General features: G+C 67.2%; 33 protein-coding genes. 17 read left to right on the top strand and 16 right to left on the bottom strand.

The genetic code is table 11. The features are described 5' to 3' along the window. Positions 1-75 precede the first annotated feature (75 nt). Positions 76-384 (bottom strand): cupin domain-containing protein, encoded by a 309-nt coding sequence (locus ACZ63D_RS03615; RefSeq protein WP_465352727.1) that lies wholly within the window; start codon positions 382-384, stop codon positions 76-78. A gap of 177 nt (positions 385-561) precedes the next feature. Here ACZ63D_RS03615 and ACZ63D_RS03610 point away from each other — a divergent pair, with 177 nt between their 5' ends. Both ACZ63D_RS03610 and ACZ63D_RS03605 read left to right on the top strand, forming a co-directional pair. Continuing rightward, positions 562-3,708, top strand: coding sequence for a GH92 family glycosyl hydrolase (locus ACZ63D_RS03610; RefSeq protein ID WP_465352726.1), 3,147 nt, complete (start codon positions 562-564; stop codon positions 3,706-3,708). A 105-nt stretch (positions 3,709-3,813) separates the two neighbouring features. Beyond that, positions 3,814-5,073: a Bcr/CflA family multidrug efflux MFS transporter gene (locus ACZ63D_RS03605; protein WP_465352725.1), complete on the top strand. Its 1,260-nt coding sequence runs from the start codon at positions 3,814-3,816 to the stop codon at positions 5,071-5,073. A gap of 22 nt (positions 5,074-5,095) precedes the next feature. Here ACZ63D_RS03605 and lexA read toward each other — a convergent pair whose 3' ends face one another. Then, entirely contained in the window at positions 5,096-5,749 is a 654-nt protein-coding gene (lexA, locus tag ACZ63D_RS03600; RefSeq protein ID WP_465352724.1) for a transcriptional repressor LexA, read from the bottom strand. A gap of 130 nt (positions 5,750-5,879) precedes the next feature. Here lexA and ACZ63D_RS03595 point away from each other — a divergent pair, with 130 nt between their 5' ends. Then, on the top strand, positions 5,880-6,557 hold the full coding sequence (locus ACZ63D_RS03595) for a hypothetical protein (protein ID WP_465352723.1): 678 nt from the start codon (positions 5,880-5,882) through the stop codon (positions 6,555-6,557). On the opposite strand, the gene ACZ63D_RS03590 is transcribed toward ACZ63D_RS03595, so the two are convergent. The 3 genes from ACZ63D_RS03590 to ACZ63D_RS03580 all read right to left on the bottom strand — a co-directional run bounded on the left by ACZ63D_RS03590 (position 6,558) and on the right by ACZ63D_RS03580 (position 8,001). Further along, on the bottom strand, positions 6,558-7,013 hold the full coding sequence (locus ACZ63D_RS03590; RefSeq protein ID WP_465352722.1) for a MarR family winged helix-turn-helix transcriptional regulator: 456 nt from the start codon (positions 7,011-7,013) through the stop codon (positions 6,558-6,560). Positions 7,014-7,215: 202 nt separating this feature from the next. Beyond that, complete coding sequence (locus tag ACZ63D_RS03585) at positions 7,216-7,422, bottom strand: hypothetical protein (protein ID WP_465352721.1); 207 nt, start codon at positions 7,420-7,422, stop codon at positions 7,216-7,218. 153 nt (positions 7,423-7,575) lie between these two features. Continuing rightward, positions 7,576-8,001 (bottom strand): hypothetical protein, encoded by a 426-nt coding sequence (locus ACZ63D_RS03580; protein WP_465352720.1) that lies wholly within the window; start codon positions 7,999-8,001, stop codon positions 7,576-7,578. A gap of 307 nt (positions 8,002-8,308) precedes the next feature. On the opposite strand from ACZ63D_RS03580, the gene ACZ63D_RS03575 reads away from it, so the two are divergent. The 11 genes from ACZ63D_RS03575 (at position 8,309) to ACZ63D_RS03525 (ending at position 14,104) form a co-directional block, all read left to right on the top strand. Then, on the top strand, positions 8,309-8,539 hold the full coding sequence (locus ACZ63D_RS03575; protein ID WP_465352719.1) for a hypothetical protein: 231 nt from the start codon (positions 8,309-8,311) through the stop codon (positions 8,537-8,539). Further along, positions 8,536-8,724 (top strand): hypothetical protein, encoded by a 189-nt coding sequence (locus ACZ63D_RS03570; RefSeq protein WP_465352718.1) that lies wholly within the window; start codon positions 8,536-8,538, stop codon positions 8,722-8,724. The genes ACZ63D_RS03575 and ACZ63D_RS03570 overlap by 4 nt, the downstream gene beginning before the upstream one ends. 84 nt (positions 8,725-8,808) lie before the next feature. Further along, a complete protein-coding gene (locus tag ACZ63D_RS03565; protein ID WP_465352717.1) occupies positions 8,809-8,985 on the top strand; it encodes a hypothetical protein in 177 nt (58 codons plus the stop codon). Further along, entirely contained in the window at positions 8,985-9,179 is a 195-nt protein-coding gene (locus ACZ63D_RS03560) for a hypothetical protein (RefSeq protein WP_465352716.1), read from the top strand. Before ACZ63D_RS03565 ends, ACZ63D_RS03560 begins: the two co-directional genes overlap by 1 nt. After that, the gene (locus tag ACZ63D_RS03555; protein WP_465352715.1) at positions 9,176-9,436 is read left to right on the top strand and encodes a hypothetical protein; all 261 of its coding nucleotides are present in this window, start codon (positions 9,176-9,178) and stop codon (positions 9,434-9,436) included. The genes ACZ63D_RS03560 and ACZ63D_RS03555 overlap by 4 nt, the downstream gene beginning before the upstream one ends. 601 nt (positions 9,437-10,037) lie before the next feature. Further along, entirely contained in the window at positions 10,038-11,036 is a 999-nt protein-coding gene (locus ACZ63D_RS03550; RefSeq protein ID WP_465352714.1) for a YqaJ viral recombinase family nuclease, read from the top strand. Then, the gene (locus ACZ63D_RS03545; protein ID WP_465353687.1) at positions 10,982-11,869 is read left to right on the top strand and encodes a recombinase RecT; all 888 of its coding nucleotides are present in this window, start codon (positions 10,982-10,984) and stop codon (positions 11,867-11,869) included. Before ACZ63D_RS03550 ends, ACZ63D_RS03545 begins: the two co-directional genes overlap by 55 nt. Further along, the gene (locus ACZ63D_RS03540; RefSeq protein WP_465352713.1) at positions 11,866-11,997 is read left to right on the top strand and encodes a hypothetical protein; all 132 of its coding nucleotides are present in this window, start codon (positions 11,866-11,868) and stop codon (positions 11,995-11,997) included. The genes ACZ63D_RS03545 and ACZ63D_RS03540 overlap by 4 nt, the downstream gene beginning before the upstream one ends. Next, positions 11,994-12,329 (top strand): hypothetical protein, encoded by a 336-nt coding sequence (locus ACZ63D_RS03535; protein WP_465352712.1) that lies wholly within the window; start codon positions 11,994-11,996, stop codon positions 12,327-12,329. The genes ACZ63D_RS03540 and ACZ63D_RS03535 overlap by 4 nt, the downstream gene beginning before the upstream one ends. An 8-nt stretch (positions 12,330-12,337) precedes the next feature. Beyond that, on the top strand, positions 12,338-13,198 hold the full coding sequence (locus tag ACZ63D_RS03530; protein ID WP_465352711.1) for a DUF2303 family protein: 861 nt from the start codon (positions 12,338-12,340) through the stop codon (positions 13,196-13,198). Positions 13,199-13,225: 27 nt separating this feature from the next. Then, on the top strand, positions 13,226-14,104 hold the full coding sequence (locus ACZ63D_RS03525) for a hypothetical protein (protein WP_465352710.1): 879 nt from the start codon (positions 13,226-13,228) through the stop codon (positions 14,102-14,104). Here ACZ63D_RS03525 and ACZ63D_RS03520 read toward each other — a convergent pair. Continuing rightward, on the bottom strand, positions 14,095-14,517 hold the full coding sequence (locus tag ACZ63D_RS03520) for a hypothetical protein (RefSeq protein WP_465352709.1): 423 nt from the start codon (positions 14,515-14,517) through the stop codon (positions 14,095-14,097). The genes ACZ63D_RS03525 and ACZ63D_RS03520 overlap by 10 nt on opposite strands. A 187-nt stretch (positions 14,518-14,704) precedes the next feature. Here ACZ63D_RS03520 and ACZ63D_RS03515 point away from each other — a divergent pair, with 187 nt between their 5' ends. Together ACZ63D_RS03515 and ACZ63D_RS03510 are read left to right on the top strand one after the other, a co-directional pair. Then, complete coding sequence (locus tag ACZ63D_RS03515) at positions 14,705-14,878, top strand: hypothetical protein (protein WP_465352708.1); 174 nt, start codon at positions 14,705-14,707, stop codon at positions 14,876-14,878. 40 nt (positions 14,879-14,918) lie between these two features. After that, positions 14,919-15,692, top strand: a complete 774-nt coding sequence (locus ACZ63D_RS03510) for a hypothetical protein (RefSeq protein WP_465352707.1) — start codon at positions 14,919-14,921, stop codon at positions 15,690-15,692. A 70-nt stretch (positions 15,693-15,762) separates the two neighbouring features. On the opposite strand, the gene ACZ63D_RS03505 is transcribed toward ACZ63D_RS03510, so the two are convergent. The 10 genes from ACZ63D_RS03505 to ACZ63D_RS03460 all read right to left on the bottom strand — a co-directional run bounded on the left by ACZ63D_RS03505 (position 15,763) and on the right by ACZ63D_RS03460 (position 18,877). Further along, entirely contained in the window at positions 15,763-15,933 is a 171-nt protein-coding gene (locus tag ACZ63D_RS03505) for a hypothetical protein (RefSeq protein ID WP_465352706.1), read from the bottom strand. Beyond that, a complete protein-coding gene (locus ACZ63D_RS03500) occupies positions 15,933-16,205 on the bottom strand; it encodes a hypothetical protein (protein WP_465352705.1) in 273 nt (90 codons plus the stop codon). Before ACZ63D_RS03500 ends, ACZ63D_RS03505 begins: the two co-directional genes overlap by 1 nt. After that, positions 16,202-16,558 carry a helix-turn-helix domain-containing protein gene (locus ACZ63D_RS03495; RefSeq protein ID WP_465352704.1) on the bottom strand — a complete coding sequence of 119 codons (357 nt, stop codon included), beginning with the start codon at positions 16,556-16,558 and terminating at the stop codon, positions 16,202-16,204. The genes ACZ63D_RS03500 and ACZ63D_RS03495 overlap by 4 nt, the downstream gene beginning before the upstream one ends. 139 nt (positions 16,559-16,697) lie before the next feature. Further along, entirely contained in the window at positions 16,698-17,105 is a 408-nt protein-coding gene (locus ACZ63D_RS03490) for a hypothetical protein (RefSeq protein WP_465352703.1), read from the bottom strand. Further along, positions 17,102-17,365 (bottom strand): hypothetical protein, encoded by a 264-nt coding sequence (locus tag ACZ63D_RS03485; RefSeq protein ID WP_465352702.1) that lies wholly within the window; start codon positions 17,363-17,365, stop codon positions 17,102-17,104. Before ACZ63D_RS03485 ends, ACZ63D_RS03490 begins: the two co-directional genes overlap by 4 nt. Then, positions 17,358-17,804, bottom strand: a complete 447-nt coding sequence (locus tag ACZ63D_RS03480) for a hypothetical protein (protein ID WP_465352701.1) — start codon at positions 17,802-17,804, stop codon at positions 17,358-17,360. The genes ACZ63D_RS03485 and ACZ63D_RS03480 overlap by 8 nt, the downstream gene beginning before the upstream one ends. Further along, complete coding sequence (locus ACZ63D_RS03475) at positions 17,801-18,241, bottom strand: hypothetical protein (protein ID WP_465352700.1); 441 nt, start codon at positions 18,239-18,241, stop codon at positions 17,801-17,803. Before ACZ63D_RS03475 ends, ACZ63D_RS03480 begins: the two co-directional genes overlap by 4 nt. Continuing rightward, positions 18,238-18,444, bottom strand: coding sequence for a hypothetical protein (locus ACZ63D_RS03470; protein WP_465352699.1), 207 nt, complete (start codon positions 18,442-18,444; stop codon positions 18,238-18,240). The genes ACZ63D_RS03475 and ACZ63D_RS03470 overlap by 4 nt, the downstream gene beginning before the upstream one ends. After that, a complete protein-coding gene (locus tag ACZ63D_RS03465) occupies positions 18,441-18,596 on the bottom strand; it encodes a hypothetical protein (RefSeq protein WP_465352698.1) in 156 nt (51 codons plus the stop codon). Before ACZ63D_RS03465 ends, ACZ63D_RS03470 begins: the two co-directional genes overlap by 4 nt. After that, the gene (locus tag ACZ63D_RS03460) at positions 18,593-18,877 is read right to left on the bottom strand and encodes a hypothetical protein (protein ID WP_465352697.1); all 285 of its coding nucleotides are present in this window, start codon (positions 18,875-18,877) and stop codon (positions 18,593-18,595) included. Before ACZ63D_RS03460 ends, ACZ63D_RS03465 begins: the two co-directional genes overlap by 4 nt. Positions 18,878-19,049: 172 nt before the next feature. Between ACZ63D_RS03460 and ACZ63D_RS03455 the strand changes: the two genes are divergently transcribed. Further along, positions 19,050-20,180 carry a DUF932 domain-containing protein gene (locus ACZ63D_RS03455; protein WP_465352696.1) on the top strand — a complete coding sequence of 377 codons (1,131 nt, stop codon included), beginning with the start codon at positions 19,050-19,052 and terminating at the stop codon, positions 20,178-20,180. The last annotated feature ends 24 nt before the right edge of the window (positions 20,181-20,204 follow it).

Genomic DNA, 20,204 nt, shown 5'->3' with positions numbered 1-20,204 from the left:
GTCCTCCCGGTCCTGATCGGTCCGGGCCGAGCATCGCCGAGCGGGATACACGGGACGTACAAATGCGGCCCGGCGTCACTCCAGCCACTCGGTGACGAACCGGTCGTTCTCGTGGATGTGCACGGCCTCGTACGGTTCGGGGCCGAGGGAGACGAACTTGTGCGGGGTGTTCGCCGGAGCGACGAGCACGTCCCCGGCGACGCCTTCGCGCTGCTCCTCGCCGATGGTGAACAGCGCGCGCCCGCGCTGGACGACGAAGGTTTCGCGGTAGGGATGCCGATGCAGCCGCGGTCCGGAGCCGGGCTCGGTTTCGTATTCGCGGATGACGGAGACGCTGGAGCCGACCTCGTAGCCCTCGACGTCCCGGGTGGCGGGTTCTGTCATGTGCGCCGAGGTTAGCCCTCAATGCTGGGAGGTCGCGCCGTTTGCCACGACGCGGAGCGGATCGGGTGCCGCCGGTCGGATGTCTGTCCGGTCGAAACCGGCCAGATCTCTGTCATCCGGTTGACCTCGCCGCCCGCGAGCCGGAAAGGTCGGACAACACGAGGTCTGGGAGGTGCCGTGCGGTACTCAGTCGTGGCAGCGATGGCGATGGCGACGGTCGTCGGAGCGGGAACCGTCGCGGCGGCCGCGCCGCAGACGCCGTTGGTCGGCGATCCGGCGGCGTACGTCGATACGCTGATCGGGACGGGGCGCGGCGGCACCTCGGTCGGCGAGATCAACAATTTCCCCGGTCCGGCCACGCCGTTCGGGATGATGCAGTTCTCGCCGGACACCGACGGGTCCTACGCGGGCTACCAGTACCACAGCGACAAGATCCGCGGTTTCAGCCTCGACCACGCGTCGGTCGGCTGCAACGCGTTCGGCGACGTCCCGATCCTGCCCGTCACCGGCGACGTCGGGGCGAAACCGTGGGACCGCGTCGAGCGCTTCACCCACGACGGCGAGCAGGCCGAGCCCGGTTATTACGCCGTCACGTTCCCCGATTCCGGCGTGCGCACCGAGCTGACGGCGACCACGCGCACCGGCTTGGCGGCGTTCACCTTCCCGGCTGGGCAGAACGCGCAGGTGCTGGTGAAGGGCGGCGCGAGCCTGGCGGGCAACTCCGCGGCCGGGTTGCGGATCACTGGCGACCGCGAGGTCAGCGGACAGGCGACGACCGGGCATTTCTGCGGAAAGCCGAACAAGTACACCGTCTACTACGACATCACGTTCGACCGCCCGTTCACCGCGCACGGCACCTGGGACGGCAAGACCGTCCAGCCGGGCAGCGACCAGGTCGACGCGCCGAAAGCCGGGGCGTACCTGACGTTCGGCGACGCCGGCGTCGTGCACGCGAAGGTGTCTATGTCCTATGTGGACGTTCAGGGCGCGAAGAAGAACACGGCGGCTGAGGTGCCCGGCTGGGACTTCGCAAAAGTGCGGGAGAGCACCAAAGCAGCCTGGCGCGACGCTCTCGGCCGGATTCGCGTGGCGGGCAAGGACTCCGCGCAGCTCAAGACGTTCTACACCGCGCTCTACCACAGTCTCTTGCACCCCAACACGTTCAACGACGTCGACGGCCGCTACATCGGCTTCGACAACCAGATCCGCACGCTCCCGGCCGGGCACGCGCAATATGCCAACTTCTCCGACTGGGATACCTACCGCTCGCTCGCGCCCTTGCACGGCATGCTGTTCCCGAAGGAAGCCAGCGACATGGCGCAGTCGCTGACCAACGACGCGGTCCAGGGCGGCTGGTGGCCGCGCTGGCCGATGGCCAACGGCTACACCGGGCAGATGACCGGCGACAGCTCGGTCGCGCTGCTGTCCAGCCTGTACGCCTTCGGCGCGCGCGACTTCGACGTCAAGACCGCACTGAAATACCTGGTCAAGGGCGCGACTTCGGTGGACGAGACGCCGGGCGCGTACCAGGAACGCCGGGGCATCGCGGACTATCTCGCCCGCGGCTACCTGCCGAACAACGACGCCTCCCGCGGCGACCACGCGCGGGTCGGTGCCTCGATCACGCTGGAATGGGCGATCGACGACTTCGCCATCGCGCAGTTCGCGGGTGCGATCGGCGACCGCGGCGTGGCCCGCGACTTCGCGAAACGCGGCCAGAACTGGCAGCACCTGTTCAACCCGGCCACCGGCTACCTCCAGCCGCGCGGCCAGGACGGCCGGTTCCCGGACGGCCCGGCCTACCAGCCGCCCGCGCCCGGCACCTTCGGCCAGGACGGGTTCGACGAGGGCAACGCCGCGCAGTACACCTGGCTCGTGCCGCAGGACACGGCCGGGCTGGTGACGGCGATGGGCGGCCCGGCCGCGGTGTCCGCGCGGCTCGACACGTTCTTCCAGAAGCTCAACGTCGGTCCGAACGAGCCGTACATGTGGGCGGGCAACGAGCCCGACTTCGGCGTTCCCTGGCTGTACAACCACGTCGGCCAGCCGTGGAAGACGCAGGAGGTGGTGCGCCGGATCGCGACGACGCTGTTCAGCGCGACGCCGGACGGCGAGCCCGGCAACGACGACCTCGGCGCCCAATCGTCCTGGTACGTCTGGGCCGCGCTGGGGCTGTATCCCTCGACCCCGGGCACGCCGGATCTCACCGTGCACAGCCCGCTGTTCGAGCGCGCGGTGCTGACGCTGCCCGGCGGCCGCACCCTCGACCTCCGGGCGCCGGGAGCGTCCACGACCACGCAGTACGTCCACGGCCTGGCGTTGAACGGGCACCGGTGGGACCGGACGTCGCTGCCGCAGGAACTCGCGCGCGCTGGCGGCCGGCTCGACTTCGCGTTGTCCGCGCAACCGGACCGGAACTGGGCGGCGAACACCCAGCCACCGTCCTATCGGGACGGTGAAGAACCGTTCGTCGGCTCGGTGGCCAACCAGGTCACCGTCGAACCGGGCGGCTCCGGCTCCGTCGCGGTGAACGGCCAGCGGCTCGGCGGACATCTGCGTTCACTGAACATCTCGACGTCGGCACCGGCCGGGATCACCGTGTCCGGCCCGCGTTCGGTGTCGCTCGACAACCAGACCGGCGGCGGGAAAACGGACCTGACCGTGACGGTCGCGGCGGGAACTCCCGCGGGTTACTACGAAGTTCCGGTGACGTTGCGCGGAGCCGGACATTCGGTTTCTTCCTCGGCAATTGTGCTCGTCGCGCCCAAGGGAAGCCTGGCCGGAGCCTTCGACAATGCGGGAATCTCCGACGACGGCGACGGCGGTTCGGCGAATTTCGACGGCGCCGGGAACAGCTATTCGCGGAAAGCTCTCGCCGACGCGGGTCTCGCTCCGGGATCGACCGGACACGCGGCGGGCACGACGTTCGTCTGGCCCGCCGCGCCGTCCGGCCGTCCGGACAACGCGGTGCCGTCCGGGCAGAAGCTCGATCTAGGTGGAACTCCGGCCAGCCGCCTGCTTTTCGTCGGTTCGGCGACGAACGGCGACCACCGGGGGAGCGCCACCGTGGCGTTCACCGACGGCACCACCGCGACCGCCGATCTTTCGTTCGGTGACTGGGTGTTGCCGGGAGGAAATACCGAACCAGTGTTCGGCAATACGCTCGTGGCCCGCACCGCGCACCGGAATCAGCCCGGCGGCCAGGGAATCGGCGCCTCGGTTTACGCCACGGCGCCGCTGGAAATCCCAGCGGGCAAGAAGATCGCGACAGTGACTCTTCCGTCCGATCCGGACCTCCACGTTTTCGCCCTCGGCCTCGGCTGAGTTTGTCAAGCGGGATTCCCAGGGTGTGATCTGTTCGGGGGTTCCGGAATTTCTCGGCCCCCTTCGTCGTAAGTCACTGGCGTGCTCACGACGAAGGGGAGTGGCGTGAACGAAACACGCGAAGCGCCGAACGCCGGGAGCCAGCTGAAGCTGGTGCTCGTGCTGGGCGTTCTGGTGGCACTGGGGCCGCTGTCCATCGACATGTATCTTCCGGCGCTGCCGGACATCACCCGCGAACTGTCGACGACGGAGTCGACGATCCAGCTGACCCTCACCGGAACGGTGCTGGGGCTGGGGCTCGGCCAGCTGATCGCCGGGCCGCTTTCGGACGCGATGGGGCGGCGGATCCCGCTCGTCGCGGGAAGCCTGATCCACGTGGTCGCGTCGCTGCTGTGCCTGGTGGCTCCGACGGTCGAGCTGCTGAGCGCGGCGCGCGTGCTGCAGGGGCTGGGCGCCTCGGCGGGCGCGGTGCTGGCGCTGGCCGTGGTGCGCGATCTCTACACCGATCGCGCCGCGGCGAAACTGCTGTCCAAGCTCATCCTGGTGATGGGCGTTTCCCCGGTGCTGGCCCCGACGCTCGGCAGCGCGCTGCTGGCGTGGACGCACTGGCGCGGGGTGTTCGTGGCGCTCGCCGCGATCGGGCTGGCGAGCGGCATCGCGGCGGCGCTGGCGCTGCCGGAGACCTTGCCGCCCGCGCGGCGGCAGCCGTTCCGGTTCCGGGCGACCGTACGGTCCTACCGGAGCTTGTTCACCGACCGCTCGTTCGTCGGGCTGGTGCTGGTGGCCGGGTTCGCGATGGCCGGGCTGTTCGCGTTCGTCAGCGGCGGATCGTTCGTGTTCCAGCAGCAGTACGGGCTGGACCAGCAGCAGTTCGGCTTGATGTTCGGGGCGAGCGCGGTGTGGCTGATCGCCGCGACGCAGATCAACGCCCGGCTGATGAACCGCTTCGAACCGCACCAGGTGCTGCTCGCCGCGAGCGTCGCGGCGGCGGCTTCGGCAGCGGTGCTGCTGGTGACCGCGCTGACCGGATTCGGCGGCATGTTCGGCGTCGCGGTGCCGGTGTGGGCGGTGCTGTTCTTCGCCGGGCTGATCCTGCCCAACGCGCCCGCGGTCGCACTGGACAAGCACGGCGACAACGCCGGGACGGCGGCGTCGCTGCTGGGCGCGGTGCAGTTCGGCGTCGGCGCGGCGGTCTCGCCGGTGGTCGGCCTGCTCGGCAACAACGCGGTCGCGATGGCCACGGTCATGTTCGGCGGACTGGTGGTGTCCGGGCTGGTGCTGTGGCTGATCGCGCGGCCGTGGCAGGGCCGGGCCGCCGAGCAGGAGGAACTGGTCGACGCCCGGGTGCCGGTGACGGTCGACTAGTGCTGGGGGTTCGTCTCGGTGCTCACACGCTGCGGAGCACCGAGACGACCACGCCGAGCACCGTGGCCCGGTCGCCGTCGATCACGTCGTAGGCCGGGTTGCGGGGTTCGAGGTAGACGTGCCCGTCGCGGCGGCGGTAGACCTTCACCGTCGCCTCCTCGTCGATCATCGCGGCGACGATCTGCCCCGAATGCGCCTCGGACTGCTGCTTCACCACCACGATGTCGCCGTCGCAGATCGCCGCGTCGACCATCGAGTCGCCGCGCACCCGGAGCCCGAAAACGGTGCCTCGGCCGGTGAGCCCGCGCGGCAGCTGCATGACGTCGTCCACGTGCTCCTGCGCGGAGATCGGCGTGCCGGCCGCGATGTCGCCGACGACCGGCACCGGCACGGAGTCGCCGCTCTCGCGCGAGGGGAGGTCGCCGAGGAAGGCGCGCACGTCGATCGGGCGGGAAACGGTGGGGCTGCGGCGCAGGAAACCCTTGTCCTCCAGCGCGGCGAGATGCTTCGACACCGAGGACGTCGACCGCAATCCGACCGATTCGCCGATCTCGCGCGTGCTCGGCGAGTACCCGTGCCTGCCCACCCAGTCCCGGATGGTGGCGAGGATGCGCTGCTGCCGCTCGGGCAGGGCCGAGGCGTCGAGGTGGTCGAAGACGTCGTCGTAGGCGGTCACGGGCCGATCGTAGACGGCGTCCGGGCCGGTCGCCGGGGCCGGGGCGGTTGTCCCGGCGGTTGCTCCACTGTGGACAGTGGAGACGCTTGGTAGAGTGTTCCCTCCGGAGGGTGACGGAGGGGGATCGGGGATGACTCAGCCGGTGGTGCGGCCGAAGGTGACGGGAATCGGCATCGCGGTGGCGGTGCTGCTCGCAGTGCTGGAGATTTACGCGGTACGCGGGGGATTCTGGTCGGTCAGCGCCATCGTGAGCGGAGACGACGTCGGCCCGTCCTATTACCTGTCCGCGGCGTCCCTGGTGCTGGCGATTGTGGTGCTCGTCGGCATCGGGATGATTTTCGCGCGGAGGCAATCGGTCGGGCGGATTCTGCTGTGGGGAGCGCCGGTGCAGCTGCTGTGCGCGCTCGCCGGGGTGGTCCTCGCCCATTCCTGGTGGGACAGCGCTGCGTTCGGCTTGATGACGATCCTGGCGGTGGTGCTGTGGCTGCCCGCGGTGTCGGCGAAGACGCCTCCGCCCGTGGGATACGGAATGCCTTATGGAGCACCGGTTCCGGGGATGCCGCAGTATCCGGGGCAGGTTCCGATTGGGCAGCAATACCCGGGGCAGCACTATCCAGGCCAGCAGTATCCGCAGCCGGGGCCGGTTTCGCCCCAGTATCCGCAGCAGTACGGCGCTCCGGGAATGCCACAGCAGTACCCGCAGCCTTATCCGCAGCAGCCCATGCCGGGGCAGCCGTACCCGCAGCAGCCGATGCCCGGGCAATGGCCCGCCTCCGGCTCGCCGCAGCAGAACTGGCCGGGCCAGTGATCACTGCCCGGCGAAGCGCCGCTGCTCGTCCGTGACCTCGGTGAGCACCCGCTTGAACTCCGCGTACTCGCCCCGCCCGAGCCGCTGGGCGTGCCGGTCCTCGATGCCGGCGAGAATCCGCGCCGACGCGCTGATCATGGCCTGCCCGCGTTCGGTCGGGCAGACGAGCTTCGCGCGCCGGTCGGCCGGGTCGGGGCGGCGTTCGACGTAGCCGAGCGTCTCGAGTTCGTCGACCATCGTGCCGATGACCTGCTTGCGCCGTCCGGACAGCCGGGACAGCTCGGTCGCGCGCGCCCCGTCCGGGCCGAGGTAGGCGAGCACCGCGCCGTGGCGCGGGCTCAGGTCGCCGAAGCCTTCCGCGGCCAGCGCGGTGAACAGTTCCCGCTGCACCGCGAACAGCAACTGGCCGGCGAGCATCCCCAGGTCGGGACGGGCGGGCACTCGGGAGTCGGGCACGGCGGAGATCGTAGCGCGGGTTCAGGACCGCCGGGGGAGGACGCAGAATTCGTTGTCCTCCGCAATACCCCACATGTGACATCTTTTCTCTCGGGTCGCCCCTGGGCTCGAAAACCGTTGCAGGGCAACAGTTAAGCGTCATTCAAGAGATTCTAGCCCGGCCTCCCGGGCAGGGGGTTGACCTGACCTCTCAGCGTGCCCGCTAGGCGCTAGCAGCCGGGTCGTCCGGCTCTGCCTGCTGTGTCAAGCCCTGGTCCTGGATGAGCGTTGCGCGAACGTATGCGTCCACTTCCCAGTCCGGGACGGTGTGATCGGCCATGACCTCGCACAGGCCGTTCGCGCGGAACCTGATCGCGATGGTCCGCCGTCCCCCGAGGTCGACGCGCGTCAACTTGTACTCGTCCGTCACAAGGCCCACACCCTCCACACCCATCGGAGGCCCGACGGCCGAACACATCGACACAGGCCCCAGTGGCATCCCCTCGAACGGACGGTAACAATCGCCCGATCGTCCTACCACTTTGATACTTACGGGTGTTAACGGTCCGGAACTTCTTGCGAGCTAAGCAGTTTCCGCAGGTGATGACCAGCCTTTCGGCAGCACAACGCGAAGATCAGTGGCGTTTTCGAGCGCTTCGAGTGCATCTTGGGGGGTTTCGTCATCTGGGGTGATGATCACCCAGCGATCACCCGCTTGGCCCTGCACTTCTGGTCCTGTATCACCCGTATGGATGCGGGCATTCTTGACGTGAACCTCGACTACGTTGCGTTGTTGCAGGTTAAGCGACTCCAGGGCGGCGGCGGCTACCACGGCGGGCTCAACCTCCAGCGCTGCCGCGATGCCGATGATGGTCTTCGTTCGAGGGAAGTCCTGCATCGGACGGTCCGGGTTCCCCAGATGGAACAGGCCGGTCGGCACCGGGGCACCTTTCTGTCGTGCGCGATCCGTGAGTTCGCGCCACGTAAGGCCGTCGCGATCTTTGATCATGTTGATCAGCTCGCAGAGATTCACCACACCGCCCCTACCCCCGAGGTGGGCCACGTCGCCCGGAATTAAAGCACGTTTAACTGACTGTAACCGTTGCGGCCGTGTTGAAACCAATTTAACGTGGAGATCAGACACGGTCTTTGCGGCCCTCGACCAGGGCCGATGACGCGGTCCGCGGATCTTGGGCTGCCGCGCGGATCACCCATGCTTGCTAACCCAACAGGAGTTCGTCGTGGCTACATACGTGCGAGCGTCAAACGCTAGCGCACTTCGGGAGCTTGTCGAAGCAACCGGTCGGCATGCAGACGTGGCGTTCCGTGCGGGCATCTCGCCGGTTCGGCTGAGCCAGGTGCTCAACGGGGCATCCCCGGTGATCCCGCTCCAGCAAGCGGCGAAGCTGGAAGATGTTCTCGGCGTCCCGCACGGCACGTTCTTCGTGGTCGATGACCCTGCCGCGAGCCCTGAGCTGATCGGTCCGTACCTCGCGCGTGGTGACGCTGCGGACGAAGAGGATGACGACGCTCCGGGTGCGGCATGACCAGCAAAGCCGCCCGGCTGACGCTCTCCGATGATGATCTCGAACGGCTCGGCATCAGCCGCGACCTCGCCGAGTACGTCGCCGACATCGCCGACGACCACGGCCCCTTCACGCCCGCGCAGCAGGACCAACTGGCGATCCTCCTGCGACCCGACCCCACTAAGCACCTGGCTCATGGCGCGTAGCGGGCCAGGCAGGGAGCTGGTCGGCGGCAACCCCGACATCCCGCCGACCAGTTCCCGATCTCTCTGACCGGATCGGAGCTACGGATGTCCACCCCCATCACGCAGCAGCAGGACAACCAGGAAGGCAGGCACGTGCTTCACGAAGAGGACGAGTGCACCCGACGGGATGCGGTGTACCTGTACGGCGAGATCACGAATCTCGTCATGCCGGTGCCACGCCGTGATGCGCCAGCCCGGCACTGGAACGGCCGGGTCGCATGATGGCCGCGCGCCTTCTCGCCCCCGCACCGACCGGCCGCCACGCCCGCCTGAGCACGCTCGACCGCTGGCGAACTGCTTTCCGCCGGGCGGCGATGACCGCCCGAACGTTGCCGCGCGCCGTCGTCGGCGTCTTCGCCGCGATTACGTGCCTGGGCTTCGCCCTCGGATTCACGATCGCCGGGGTTGTGCTGTGAACGACGAGAACGAGACGGAGAAGACCGTGACGGAGACCGCCGAGGACAGCGCCGACACCCCTGAGCTGCCGAGCCCGGTGACGGACGAAGTCGTAATCCCGCTGACCGTGGAGTGGCAGAAGCGCGACCCCGACACCCCGGTGTTCAACCAGACGATGGACGATCTTGCCGACCAGCTTCCCTCCGTCGTCACTGACGGCTCGCCGGCCGACACGCCCGCTTCCATCGACGACCGCGGCGACGGTGAGCACGACTGACGACGACCCGACGTAGAAACCACAGTTGCCCCGGAGGCTGCGGGCGGCAGGTCAAGCCGGAGTTCTTCGCCTGCCGGACGTGCTGGCTCCGGCTGCCGCAGTCACATCGTGAGGCCATCACGACCGCAAACAAGAGGAAGACGACCGCGCACTCCGTCGCTATGTACGACGCTCACGAGTGGTTCCGTGCTCATCCGCTGACCGTTCGGGCCGGTGATCAGTGATTGCCCCGCGCCTTCTACCACTTCACCTGTCACCACCGGGCTCACTCGATCGCACGCAGCAGTGAGCTGCGCCCGAACCAGCATCCGCTGCTCGGGCACCGGCTGGTGTGGCTGACGGATCTGCCAGAGCCGGACCGGTGGAGCCTGGGCCTCACGTCGAACTGGCTCACTTGCGACCGCACGGCCGTGCGCGTCTCCGTTGAGCCGACCGAGGACATCGCCCGCTGGACGGCCTGGGCGTTGTGGCACAAGGTCCCCCCTGCCCTGCTTGACGTTCTCCACGAGAACGCCCGGCCCGATCGTTGGTGGGTCGCGAGTGTTCCGCTCCGCGTCAGCGACGTTGCCGCGGTTGCGTCCTACGGTCTTCGGAGGACGTCATGACAGCCGGGCGGCTCGACGTCCCGGTGGTCCTCGCGGCCGGTGCGAGCCGGGATGACTGGGAGTTCGCGCGCGCTTTCGGCCTCGGTGGCTCTGACGTCGCCGCAGCGGCCGGGCTCAATCCGTGGAAGACGCCGTTCCAACTCTGGCTGGAGAAGACCCGACGGGTCGAAGCCGAGTTCGACGATGCCGCAACCGAGCGCATGCACTGGGGCCAGGTGCTCGAACCGGTGCTCCTGCGCGAATGGGATGACCGACATCCGGAGTACGTGCTGACCGGAGGGGAAGGCGTCTACGGCAACCGGGACCACGAATGGATGCTCGGCAACGTCGACGGCCTGGCGTGGGAGTACTCCGGCGAGCTGGCAGGGATTGTCGAAGCGAAGACCGGCGGACACAGAGCTGTCGCCGAATGGGCCGAGGACGAGGTTCCGGTCCACTATGTCTGCCAGGTCCAGTGGTACATGCACCTGCTCGGCGCACCCCGGACCTTCGTCGTCGCTCTGCTGGACACGAACACCTACCTTGAACGGATCATCGACCGCGACGACGAGCTGATCGCCGACCTCGTGGACGCGGCGACCGGATTCTGGAGCCACGTTCAGCAAGACGAACCGCCCCCAGCCGACGCGTCCGAGATCACCCGCCGCGCATTGTCCCGCTGGCCTGCGCAACCCGGCGAGACGATCGAGCTGGACCCGTTGTGGCACAAGCATCTTGCGCGACGCCACGAGCTGAGCGAGCAGATCAAAGCGCTGGAATCCGAGCGCACCGGGATCGACAACCAGTTACGCGCCGAGTTGGGGCAGGCCGAGGAAGCCAGGCTCGACGGCGAAAAAGTCGCCAGCCATCGGGCTCCGGCAAAGCCGTCGCGATCGGTGGACTACGAGGCGTTCGCCACTGAGCACCCAGATCTGTACCCGCTCTACGTCACCGAGCGGCCATCTGGCCGCCGCTTGACCTACGCCACCACCACAGCCAGGAGGGATCAGCAGTAAGCAACTCGAACACCAAGGCCGCGCTTGCACAGCGGAGGTCCAACCCGGCGTCGGCCGGAGGGGGTGACCTCCGCACGCTCATCGAACGGCAGAAACCGGAGATCGCCCGCGCACTGCATGGCACCGCCCTGAATCCAGAGCGGTTCACGAGGGTCGCTCTGACCGTGATCAAGCAGAACAACGACCTCATGCGGTGCCGCCCCGAATCCCTCCTCGGCGCGCTCATGACCTCGGCGCAGCTCGGCCTGGAACCCGGCCCACTCGGCGAGGCGTACCTGGTGCCGTACGGGGACCAGGTGACGTTCATCCCCGGCTACCGGGGGCTGATCAAGCTTGCGTGGAACAGCGGCCAGCTCCGCAACATCTCCGCCCGCGTCGTGCACGAAGAAGACGAATTCGATTACTCCTACGGCCTGCACCCCGACCTGGTGCACCGTCCGGCACGAGGTGACCGCGGTGCCATCACCGATGTCTACGCCGCCGCCACCCTCGTTGACGGCGGGGCCGAGTTTGAGGTGCTGGACGTCGGCAGCATCGAAGCGATCCGGGGCCGCTCCCGCGCGGGCAAGAAGGGTCCGTGGGTCACCGACTGGGAGGCGATGGCCCGCAAGACGGCCGTTCGCCAGCTCGCGAAGTGGCTGCCGATGGCCACCGTCATGAACCGCGCGATTGCGGCAGAAGGCACGGTGCGCACCGATCTCGATGCCGAGGCCCTGGACGACATCACCTCCGACTTCGACGGGGAGGTGATCGACACCGAGTCCGCTGAGAGCACAAGCGAACCGCAGCAGTCCGCCGACGAAATCTTGCCCGAGGAGAACGCCACCCCATGAGACAAGCCACCGACGCCATCCGGCTGATCACCGCCATCTTTCTCAGCATCAGCGCCGGAATCGGCCTCGCCCGGAACGTCCGGCAGCTCATCCGCGAGGAAGCCGCCGCTGAGGAGGGACAAGCATGACCGACACCGCCACCGAGGCCACGACGGAACGTGTCGAGCCGCGTGACTTTGCGGCCTTCCTTATGGAGCACCGACGCGGAAAGACCCACCAGGAGCTATCCGAGGCGCTGCGCGACCTCGTGCTCTCGGTGGAAGAGACCCGTAAGCCCGGGAAGATCACCTACACCCTCACGATCAAGCCGCAGGAGCGCACGCCCGGTGCCGTGATGGTCGCCGACCAGATCAAGTGCAGCCTGCCGGAGCACGACCGCTCCGAGTCGATCTTCTTCGCCACCGAATCCGGTGAACTCATCCGCAACGACCCGCGCCAGACCGCGCTGTTCAGCGAGTAGGAGAGCCCGTGTCCGACGACACCAATGACCAGACCGCCGCAGTGGTCGCCGACCTCCAGCGTCGCGCCGACGAAGCCACTGCGCCACAGCCGTTCGATCTGACGCCGGAGAAGTCCGTGGTCGTGCGCACCCTGCGCAACGACGAGCGGGTGGACACGACCGACCTCGAACGGCTGCTCGACCAGCCGCGCAGGCCGCGTGGATCGGCCGTGCTCACCGAACCGAACGACTTCGCCGCTTACGTCACCCGGCTGCACACGGCCTCGACCACCGTGTGGGCCGACCAGGACCGTGCTCAAGTCGTCGCGACCTTCAATGACCACACCAACGGCTACACCGCCGGATGGCGCGACCACGAGGCCGTCCTTCGGCTCAAGCGCGACGACGACTGGAAGGCGTGGACCCGGCGGGACAACTCGCTCATGTCCCAGGAGGACTTTGCCGAGCACCTGGAAGACCGCGCGCACACCATCGTCAACCCGGACTCCGCGACGATGCTCGAAGTCGCGCTCACCTTCCAGACCCGGCGCAACGCCTCCTTCTCCCGGGGTTCGCGGTTGGATTCCGGCGACGTGCAGCTGTCCTGGAGCGAGGAGACCAAGGCCAAGGCCGGAGCGAGTGGCCGGCTGGAGGTCCCTGCGGAGTTCACCATCGCGGTCGCGCCGTTCGTCGGCTTGCCCGCGACTGAGGTCACCGCCCGGCTGCGCTGGCGCATCCGCGAAGGACAGCTCGGCATCGGCTACCGGCTCGACCGTCCGGACCTTGTCGAGCGCCAGGCGTTTGCTGATGTGCGCCAGATGCTCGCCAACGCTCTCCAAGCGCCGGTCCTGCTGGGCGCTGCGCCTGCGCTGGACCGCCTCGAACACTGACCAACCACCGACGGGGAAAGGCTTTCAGTGCCCCGCATCCGCACGATCAAGCCGAGTTTCTTCCGCTCCGAGGACGTGTCGGCGCTGCCATTTCGCGCGCGCCTGACATGGATCGGCCTGTGGACGCATTGCGACGACGCAGGCCGCACCAAGGACAACGCCCGGCTGATCAAGGGTGACATCTGGCCTCTGGACGACGTGTCCCTGGCCGACATCGAGGAAGACCTGGAGACGCTGGCCGCCCACGAGCGCATTGTGCGCTACCGCGTGGGCGGTCGGCGATACCTGGAGATCGTCAACTGGAGCGACCACCAGAGCATTCAGAAGCCCACACCGTCGAAGATCCCGCCCCCGTCGGAAGGCACTTCGCTACCTGTCCCGGTCTCCGACAGTAGGGCTACCGGAGCCTCAGCAGGGAAATCCACAGGTGCTCCACAATCCGCAGGTAGCGCGGCTCCACTGCCACTACAGGAGGAATCCGGTAGCCCTAACACAGGGAAAGGAAAGGAGAGGAAAGGAAGGGAAGGGGGTGCGCGGGCGCGCGCGGGCGCGCGCGAGGCACCCCCTGGCACCAGCCAGCGCCCGCCCGACCGATGCGTCGACCACGAGCACGACCCCGACCCGCCGCCGTGCGGCGTCTGCGCCCGAGCCCGCGAAGCCGCTCAGCGGTGGGATCAGCAAGCCAGCTTGCGCGGCGCGGCCCGCCGCGCCGGAGAGCAGAGGGCGCGCGCGGCCGACCGAGAACGAGCCATCGCCAATTGCGACCTGTGCGACGCCAGCGGCTACGTCGGCACTCGGCTCTGCAACCACGACCCCGACGCCGCGGAACGCGCCGCACGCGGCATGGCACTTGTTCGCGCCGCACTCAAAACCGACACCACGACAGCCAGGAGTGATCAGCAGTAGCCAGGGCCAGCACGACCCGCACCCGGGCCGAGATCGGCCGAGCCAACCGCGACAAAGGAATCCGCGCCGAGCGCGACGTCAGCCGGTTCCTCCGTGTTCACGGCTGGCCGGCTGCGGAACGCAAGGCTGACAACGGTTGGCGCAGCACCGACCGGGCCAGCGCCGATCTCGGAGACATCCGAGGGACCGATCGCCTGGTCTGGCAGGTCAAGGCTCGCGGGAATCTCTCCACGCTCGATGTCGCGAACATCATCCGCGAGACAAACGACCAGGCCGTGTCCGCCGGGGCCGACTTCGGCATCCTTGTTCAGCGCCGCGATGGCAAGAGCGACCCAGGCACCTGGTGGGCGTGGCTCCCAGCCGGAGATCTCGCCGCGCTCATCGAGTTCGCCCGCGATCCAGAAGCAGTCCATGCTCCGAATGCCCGACTCGCCGTGCCGGTGCGCCTTGAACTAGCCGATCTGCTGCCGCTCCTGCACGCGGCAGGCTACGGGGAGGCTGAGTGATGTACCGGCCGCCGTTCTCATGGCCGGAGGTCGCCTTCATCGCGTTCTGCCTGCTCTGCTTCGTCGCCATCACCGTCCTGTGGGCGGTGATGGCGTGAGCGCACCGAAGACCCTCCCTCGCGCCGGTGCCGTCGGCTTCACGCTGCTGATCACGGCCGTGGTGGTGAGCATCTGGACGGCCGACTGGAAGTGGCTCCTGATCGGCGTGGCCGGACTGGTCGCTGCTGCCGTCTGGTCGGCCGCCGAAGGCGGGAAACGCCATGAGTGAGCGGAGCTGCGTCACCGGGTGCGGTAGGCCAACGACCGACATGCTCTGTTCCGGCTGTCTCGCCGAACTGGTCGCCGCGCTAAGAGAGCTGATCAGCGACGGCAGCGGCGGACGCGGTCTCATCGCCGAGCTGGGAGTCACGCTTTCCCGACAGCACACGATGGCAATCGGTGCCCGCGTCGGCGGTGCAGCCGCCGAGCGGCCGATGCCGTTCCACGAAGCAGCCAGCGAAATCAGCTGGGTACTGGCGAACACGGTCTCGACCTGGGCGCGCGCGGTGCATGAGTGCAACCCGCACCTGCTTCCGCCCGCCGGGTCAACCGCGGGTGCGGCGGCCTGGATGGTCGGCCTGCCCGGACTGCTCGCACTGCATCCGGCGGCCGACGAGCTGCACGACGAGATCACGCACGTCGTCGCTCGGGTCCGCCGGGTCATCGATCGCCCGCCGGACCGGATCTACGCCGGACCGTGCGAGGCGCAGGTCGAAGGCGGGAGGTGTCCCGATCACCTCTACGCCCGCCCCGGCCAGCGCCGGGTGCAGTGCGGCAGTTGCGGTACCGAGCACGACGTCGAGGAGCGCCGAAACTGGATGATCCGCTACGCCGTCGACCTGCGGGTCACCGCGACCGTGGCACTCGGCTGGGCACGACTGCTGCTGGACAAGACCATCCCGCGCGGCACCTGGGACTCCTGGGTAAGCCGGGGCAGGATCGTGCCGCACGGCACCGACGGGCGGGGCCGCCCGGTCTTCCGGTTCGGCGACGTCCGCGACCTCGCACTGGCGCACGTGAGTAAGCCACGCCACGTCGCATGAACTTGCCAACGCTCTGACCTGCGTGCAAGATCGATGGCATCACCGTCCGGAAGTGTGGCTCGACCCCTTCCTAGGGACCGTCCTCGAACAAGTCTCCCGTAGCAACCATGTGCCGGACTTCCTTCGCGAAGGCGCGGACGCGTTTTGCCAGGTCATCGTCACCCAAGTCCCTGATGGCCTTGGCGCTCGCGTCGATTTGATCCACCAGGCACAAGGCCAGGTACTTCTCGTTTTCGGTCATCACGGCTCGCTCCTTCTCCGCGTCCCCGGATCATCCGCCAACCGAATCGCAGCGGCGACTGCCATCTCGCACATGAACTGCTGGTGCTTCGTCGTCGCGCCGAATCTGTCCGCGCTGCCTTTGGCCAACACCGCGTAAGTCGCGGTCTTGCCCAACCTGGGCAGCAACCGCCGCGCCTTCTCGATCAGCAAGTCCACGGCGTCGTCCACCAACGCGAGCTGTCGGTCGGCCGCTGCCAGCGCGGCAGCGTGCTCGGCACCGTCGGCCCTCACGAGGCTTCCACCGTCTTGACCCCGAGAGTCTTGCCCTGGTTGTCGAGCAGTTCCACCCGGTACGGCTTGCCGGCTGCGACCCCGAGGTCTGCCGGGGCGAAGCGCTCCGGCATCTCGAAATCGGGCGGGACGGCCTTTCGAGCCTGCTCCACCCAGCCGTCGGTGGCCTCATCAAGGCCATCGATCACGAGGACCGTCGGGAAGCTGAACCGCTCGCCCGCCGCGTAGCGGCGAACAGTGTCCTCGGCCAGCACCAGGGTGGTCCCCGCGTTCCCAGCGGGCAGCTTGCCGTTGTTGATCAGGTTGTTGATGTTCTGACGCGAGCAGCCCACGATCTCGGCCGCCTCGGTCACCGAGACCAGCCGAGGGATCAGTGGGTCACGTACCATCCGGGTGTCTCCCTGCCTTGCTGACTCATTGCAGGAAGACACGATAGCCCCGGCCGCTAAGCGACCGGGGCTGTCGCTTGTCACAGTGTGTTCGCCTCCTCGATCAGAGCGGGATGCGGATGGCCGCTTCGGCGGCCGGGTTCAGGACGTATGCGGGCAAGGTCGTCCGCCCCTCGGCCAGCGCCCGGTAGATCCGGTGCCAACCATCGATCGTGATCATGCCCAGCGGCTCACCTGATGGACTGCTCAGCGGAGCAACGATGATCGGCTTGGCGAGATCGGTCTCCGTCATCGCGTACTCGACGTCCACCAGGACCTCGATCAGCTTCAAATACCCCTCCGGTGCGGGCTTGATCGGCAAGAACTGTTCCATGCCAGCGATCAGCACGTGCTCGTGGAAGGTGGCCACCGACTCATGCACCTCCAGCAGCTCGTGCGCACGGTTGATGCACCATCGCCAAGCGGCGAAGTGGAACACCTGGCAGCCGTCGTGCGTCGGCGAATGCTTCACGGCAGGTCACCCCAGCCGAACATCTCGCGAGTCGCCTGGTCGACCACAAAGGGCATTGGCTTGCCCTCGTGCATGTGTATGAGCGTCGGCTCACCCCAGTGGCCCTCGGCCCAGCGGAAGTAGCTGCCATGCCAGACCAGGCCGGGGGCCGCCGGATGCGTCGGCTCCCGGACATCGGTCACGTGGAAGTAGTTGCTGGTCAACCCGAGCTGGACGATGTCGCCCGGGTTCACCGAAACGATCGCGAGCGTCTTATCCATCGGCGCTCGCTTCCTCGCCCAGCGGACGCAGCGGTCCCCGAGTGTGCTTTCGAACGGCCTCGAACAGCGTGGTCAGGGTGAACACGACGACCAGGTCCGCCGGAACCCCGCGTTGCTGCGCGATCTTCGCCGCGCCCCGCTTGACGAGGTTCTGCCAGCGGCCGGTTTCGATCAGCACCGCGCACATGCCGCAGGCCGCCCAGTCGCCGAGACTCTGGTGGTTGCTCATCCGTGGAAGGCGGAAGTCGTCTACGGGCAGGACGGCCACGGGTGGCTTGCCCGAGCAGAAGTCGCATTCGCCCCGCCAGTCCGGCGGCGCTTCGACCGGTTCCGGCTCATGGAGAATCCGCGCACCGGCCGGATGCACGTAGCGCCCACCCTCCTCATCGGTGTAGGTGTTCAACCGGCGATTGCACACCTTGCAGACGACGGGCTTCACGACAAGCCCTCCTCGTCGGCACCGTCCAGCCGCAGCAATTCACGCAGCGCGGGAAAGGCGTCGCTGCCGGTCTCGGTGCACTCCGTCAGCTGCGGCTTGAAGAATGCGCACACGTAGAGGTAGCCGTAGCTTCGCCGCGGGTTCGCCTTGATGGCGGCGCGGTCGTCGTCGAACAGTGTGACCTCGCGATCGCTGCCCACGAAGATCTCGCCTTCCTCGAACATGGCGGTCATCATGGCGGTGATCTTGGTAATCCACTCGTCACCGCAGCGGTCACGCAGGTACCCGGTCAGGGTGTGGTAATCGCCGAAGCCGGACTCGCGGTCCGGCGGGACGTCGATGGTGAAGCCGTCGCCAACAATGGCCCGGCAGCCCCACGCGGTAGTAACGCCGGACGGAAGTCCTTTGTTGTAGCCAAACTTGAGCTGGTGGCTCACTGAGCATCATCCTTTTCGTTGACCACGGCAGAAAACGCCGTGGCGAGCGCCTTGAGAGCAGCCTCCGCGGCGTGCCACTGCTCGGCAGTGGCCGCGTACTGGTGAAAGCCGCCGGGGAAAATCCGGACCAGATGGGTACGGCCGTCAGCGAAGACGACCGTCCCATCGATCCGTACGGGGTTGTTCTGGACCACTTCGGTCACCCGCCGTGCGCCGCGAGCTGGCTGCCGATCACGGCTATCACGAACATGATCACCAGGCCGGTCGCGCCGACGCGCCAGTTGCGCGTCCAGATCCACCCCAGCAGTCCGCCGCCGAGCGACAGGGCTGCCAGGATCGCGAGAATCGCATTCACCGCGTAGACCTCGAAACGATCGTCTCGCCGCGAATGTAGGCATCCTCGGTGAGCACGCAGGCGGCGATGCCGACGTAGTACGCCCGGCGAGCGTCGGTGAGCTTGTTCCACCCGACCACCCCGCCTTTTCCGTCCGAGCAATCGGTACCGCCGTAGTAGGCCGCTTTTCCGACCCGCTCCGCTTGGTCCGGGGTGAGCTGTTCGATTGTCCGGGGTTCCGCTCGTGGGGGCCGGGGTGGGCTGTGGTGGGGCCGGATGTTCCGGCCTTTTCGGAGCTTCACTGCCTGTCTCCCTTGCTGGTGGGCTGCCTTGCTGACCTATTCAGCATGGGAGTTGTATTTGTCGATCGTCAATTAAATGTGCTCTGGATCACATTTGTTTGCCAATCGGCAACTCTGGTGTGCATAGTGGAGGAGTCAGCAAGGCAGCCACAACACACCAGGGAGATTCCAAGTGGCACATGAGCTTGAACAGTTCGCCGATGGCAGCACCGCATTCGCTGCCGCCCGTGAACCGGGTTGGCATCGGCTCGGCACCGTGGCCCCCGGTCCCATGACCGCTCAGGAAGTGTTGGACTTGGCTAAGCTGTCCAACTGGAACATCCGGAAGTCGCTCGGCATCACGGCCGTGGTGCCCGGTGAGAAGTGTGCCGAATGCCGCCGCAAGATCGGCACCAAGCACACCCAGAAGTGCCCTGTCCCGCATGAGTCGGACCGTGGTTCCAATGGTCTTCTGGTCTCAGAGGAGGACACCGCTCAGCTTCTCCCTGTAGATGGATGGGTGAGCACCTACCGCACCGTTCCGGTGTCCGGAGAGCTACAGCCGCTCGGCATCGTGTCCGGTGAGTACCCGATCATTCAGCCGGAAGAGTTCGCCGACTTTATGCAGGCCATTGTGGACACTTCCGGTGCTGTGTTCGACACTGGTGGTTCGCTCCGCAATGGTCGTGACATCTTCCTTACCATGCAGCTTCCGCAAGCCGTGACCATCGGTGGTGTGGATGAGATCGGCCTGTACATGGCCGGTTTCAACAACTACTCCGGGCAAGGGAAACTCAAGGTGGTTACCACCCCGGTTCGGGTGGTGTGTGCCAACACCGAGAGGGCTGCTCTCCGCAACTTCCGCAGTGAGTACACCTTCCGGCACTCCTCCAATCTGGCTGGGAGACTCCAGGAAGCTCGGGAAGCTCTTCGGATCAACTTCGAGTTCACCGATGCTTTCAAGGCTGAGGCTGAAAGCATGATCAACACCAAGATGACCAATGATCAGTTCGGTGAGCTGATCAAGGCTGTGTGGCCGGACAAGTTCAGCAAGCCGTTGGATGACTGGAAGAAACCCCAGCATGACCACTGGGAAGCCTTGCAAGGGCTGTTCAAGTCGGCCGACACCCAGGAAAACATCCGGCATACCGCATGGGCCGGGTACAACTCGATCACCGAATACCTTGACTGGGAGATTCCCATCCCTGGGGTCGATGACGAAAAGGCGGCGACCGCCCGTGCTGACCGTGCTTTCCTCGGACAGTACAACTCGCTCAAGCACCTTGCTTTCAGCAAGGCTCTTGACTTCGTGGCCGCCCAGTGACCCGACAGACCGATCAGTGCCCCT

The sequence above is a fragment of the Amycolatopsis sp. NPDC104775 genome, from assembly GCF_055583325.1.
Note: the sequence above shows the minus strand (reverse complement) of the source record. Positions and strands in the feature narration are given on the sequence as shown.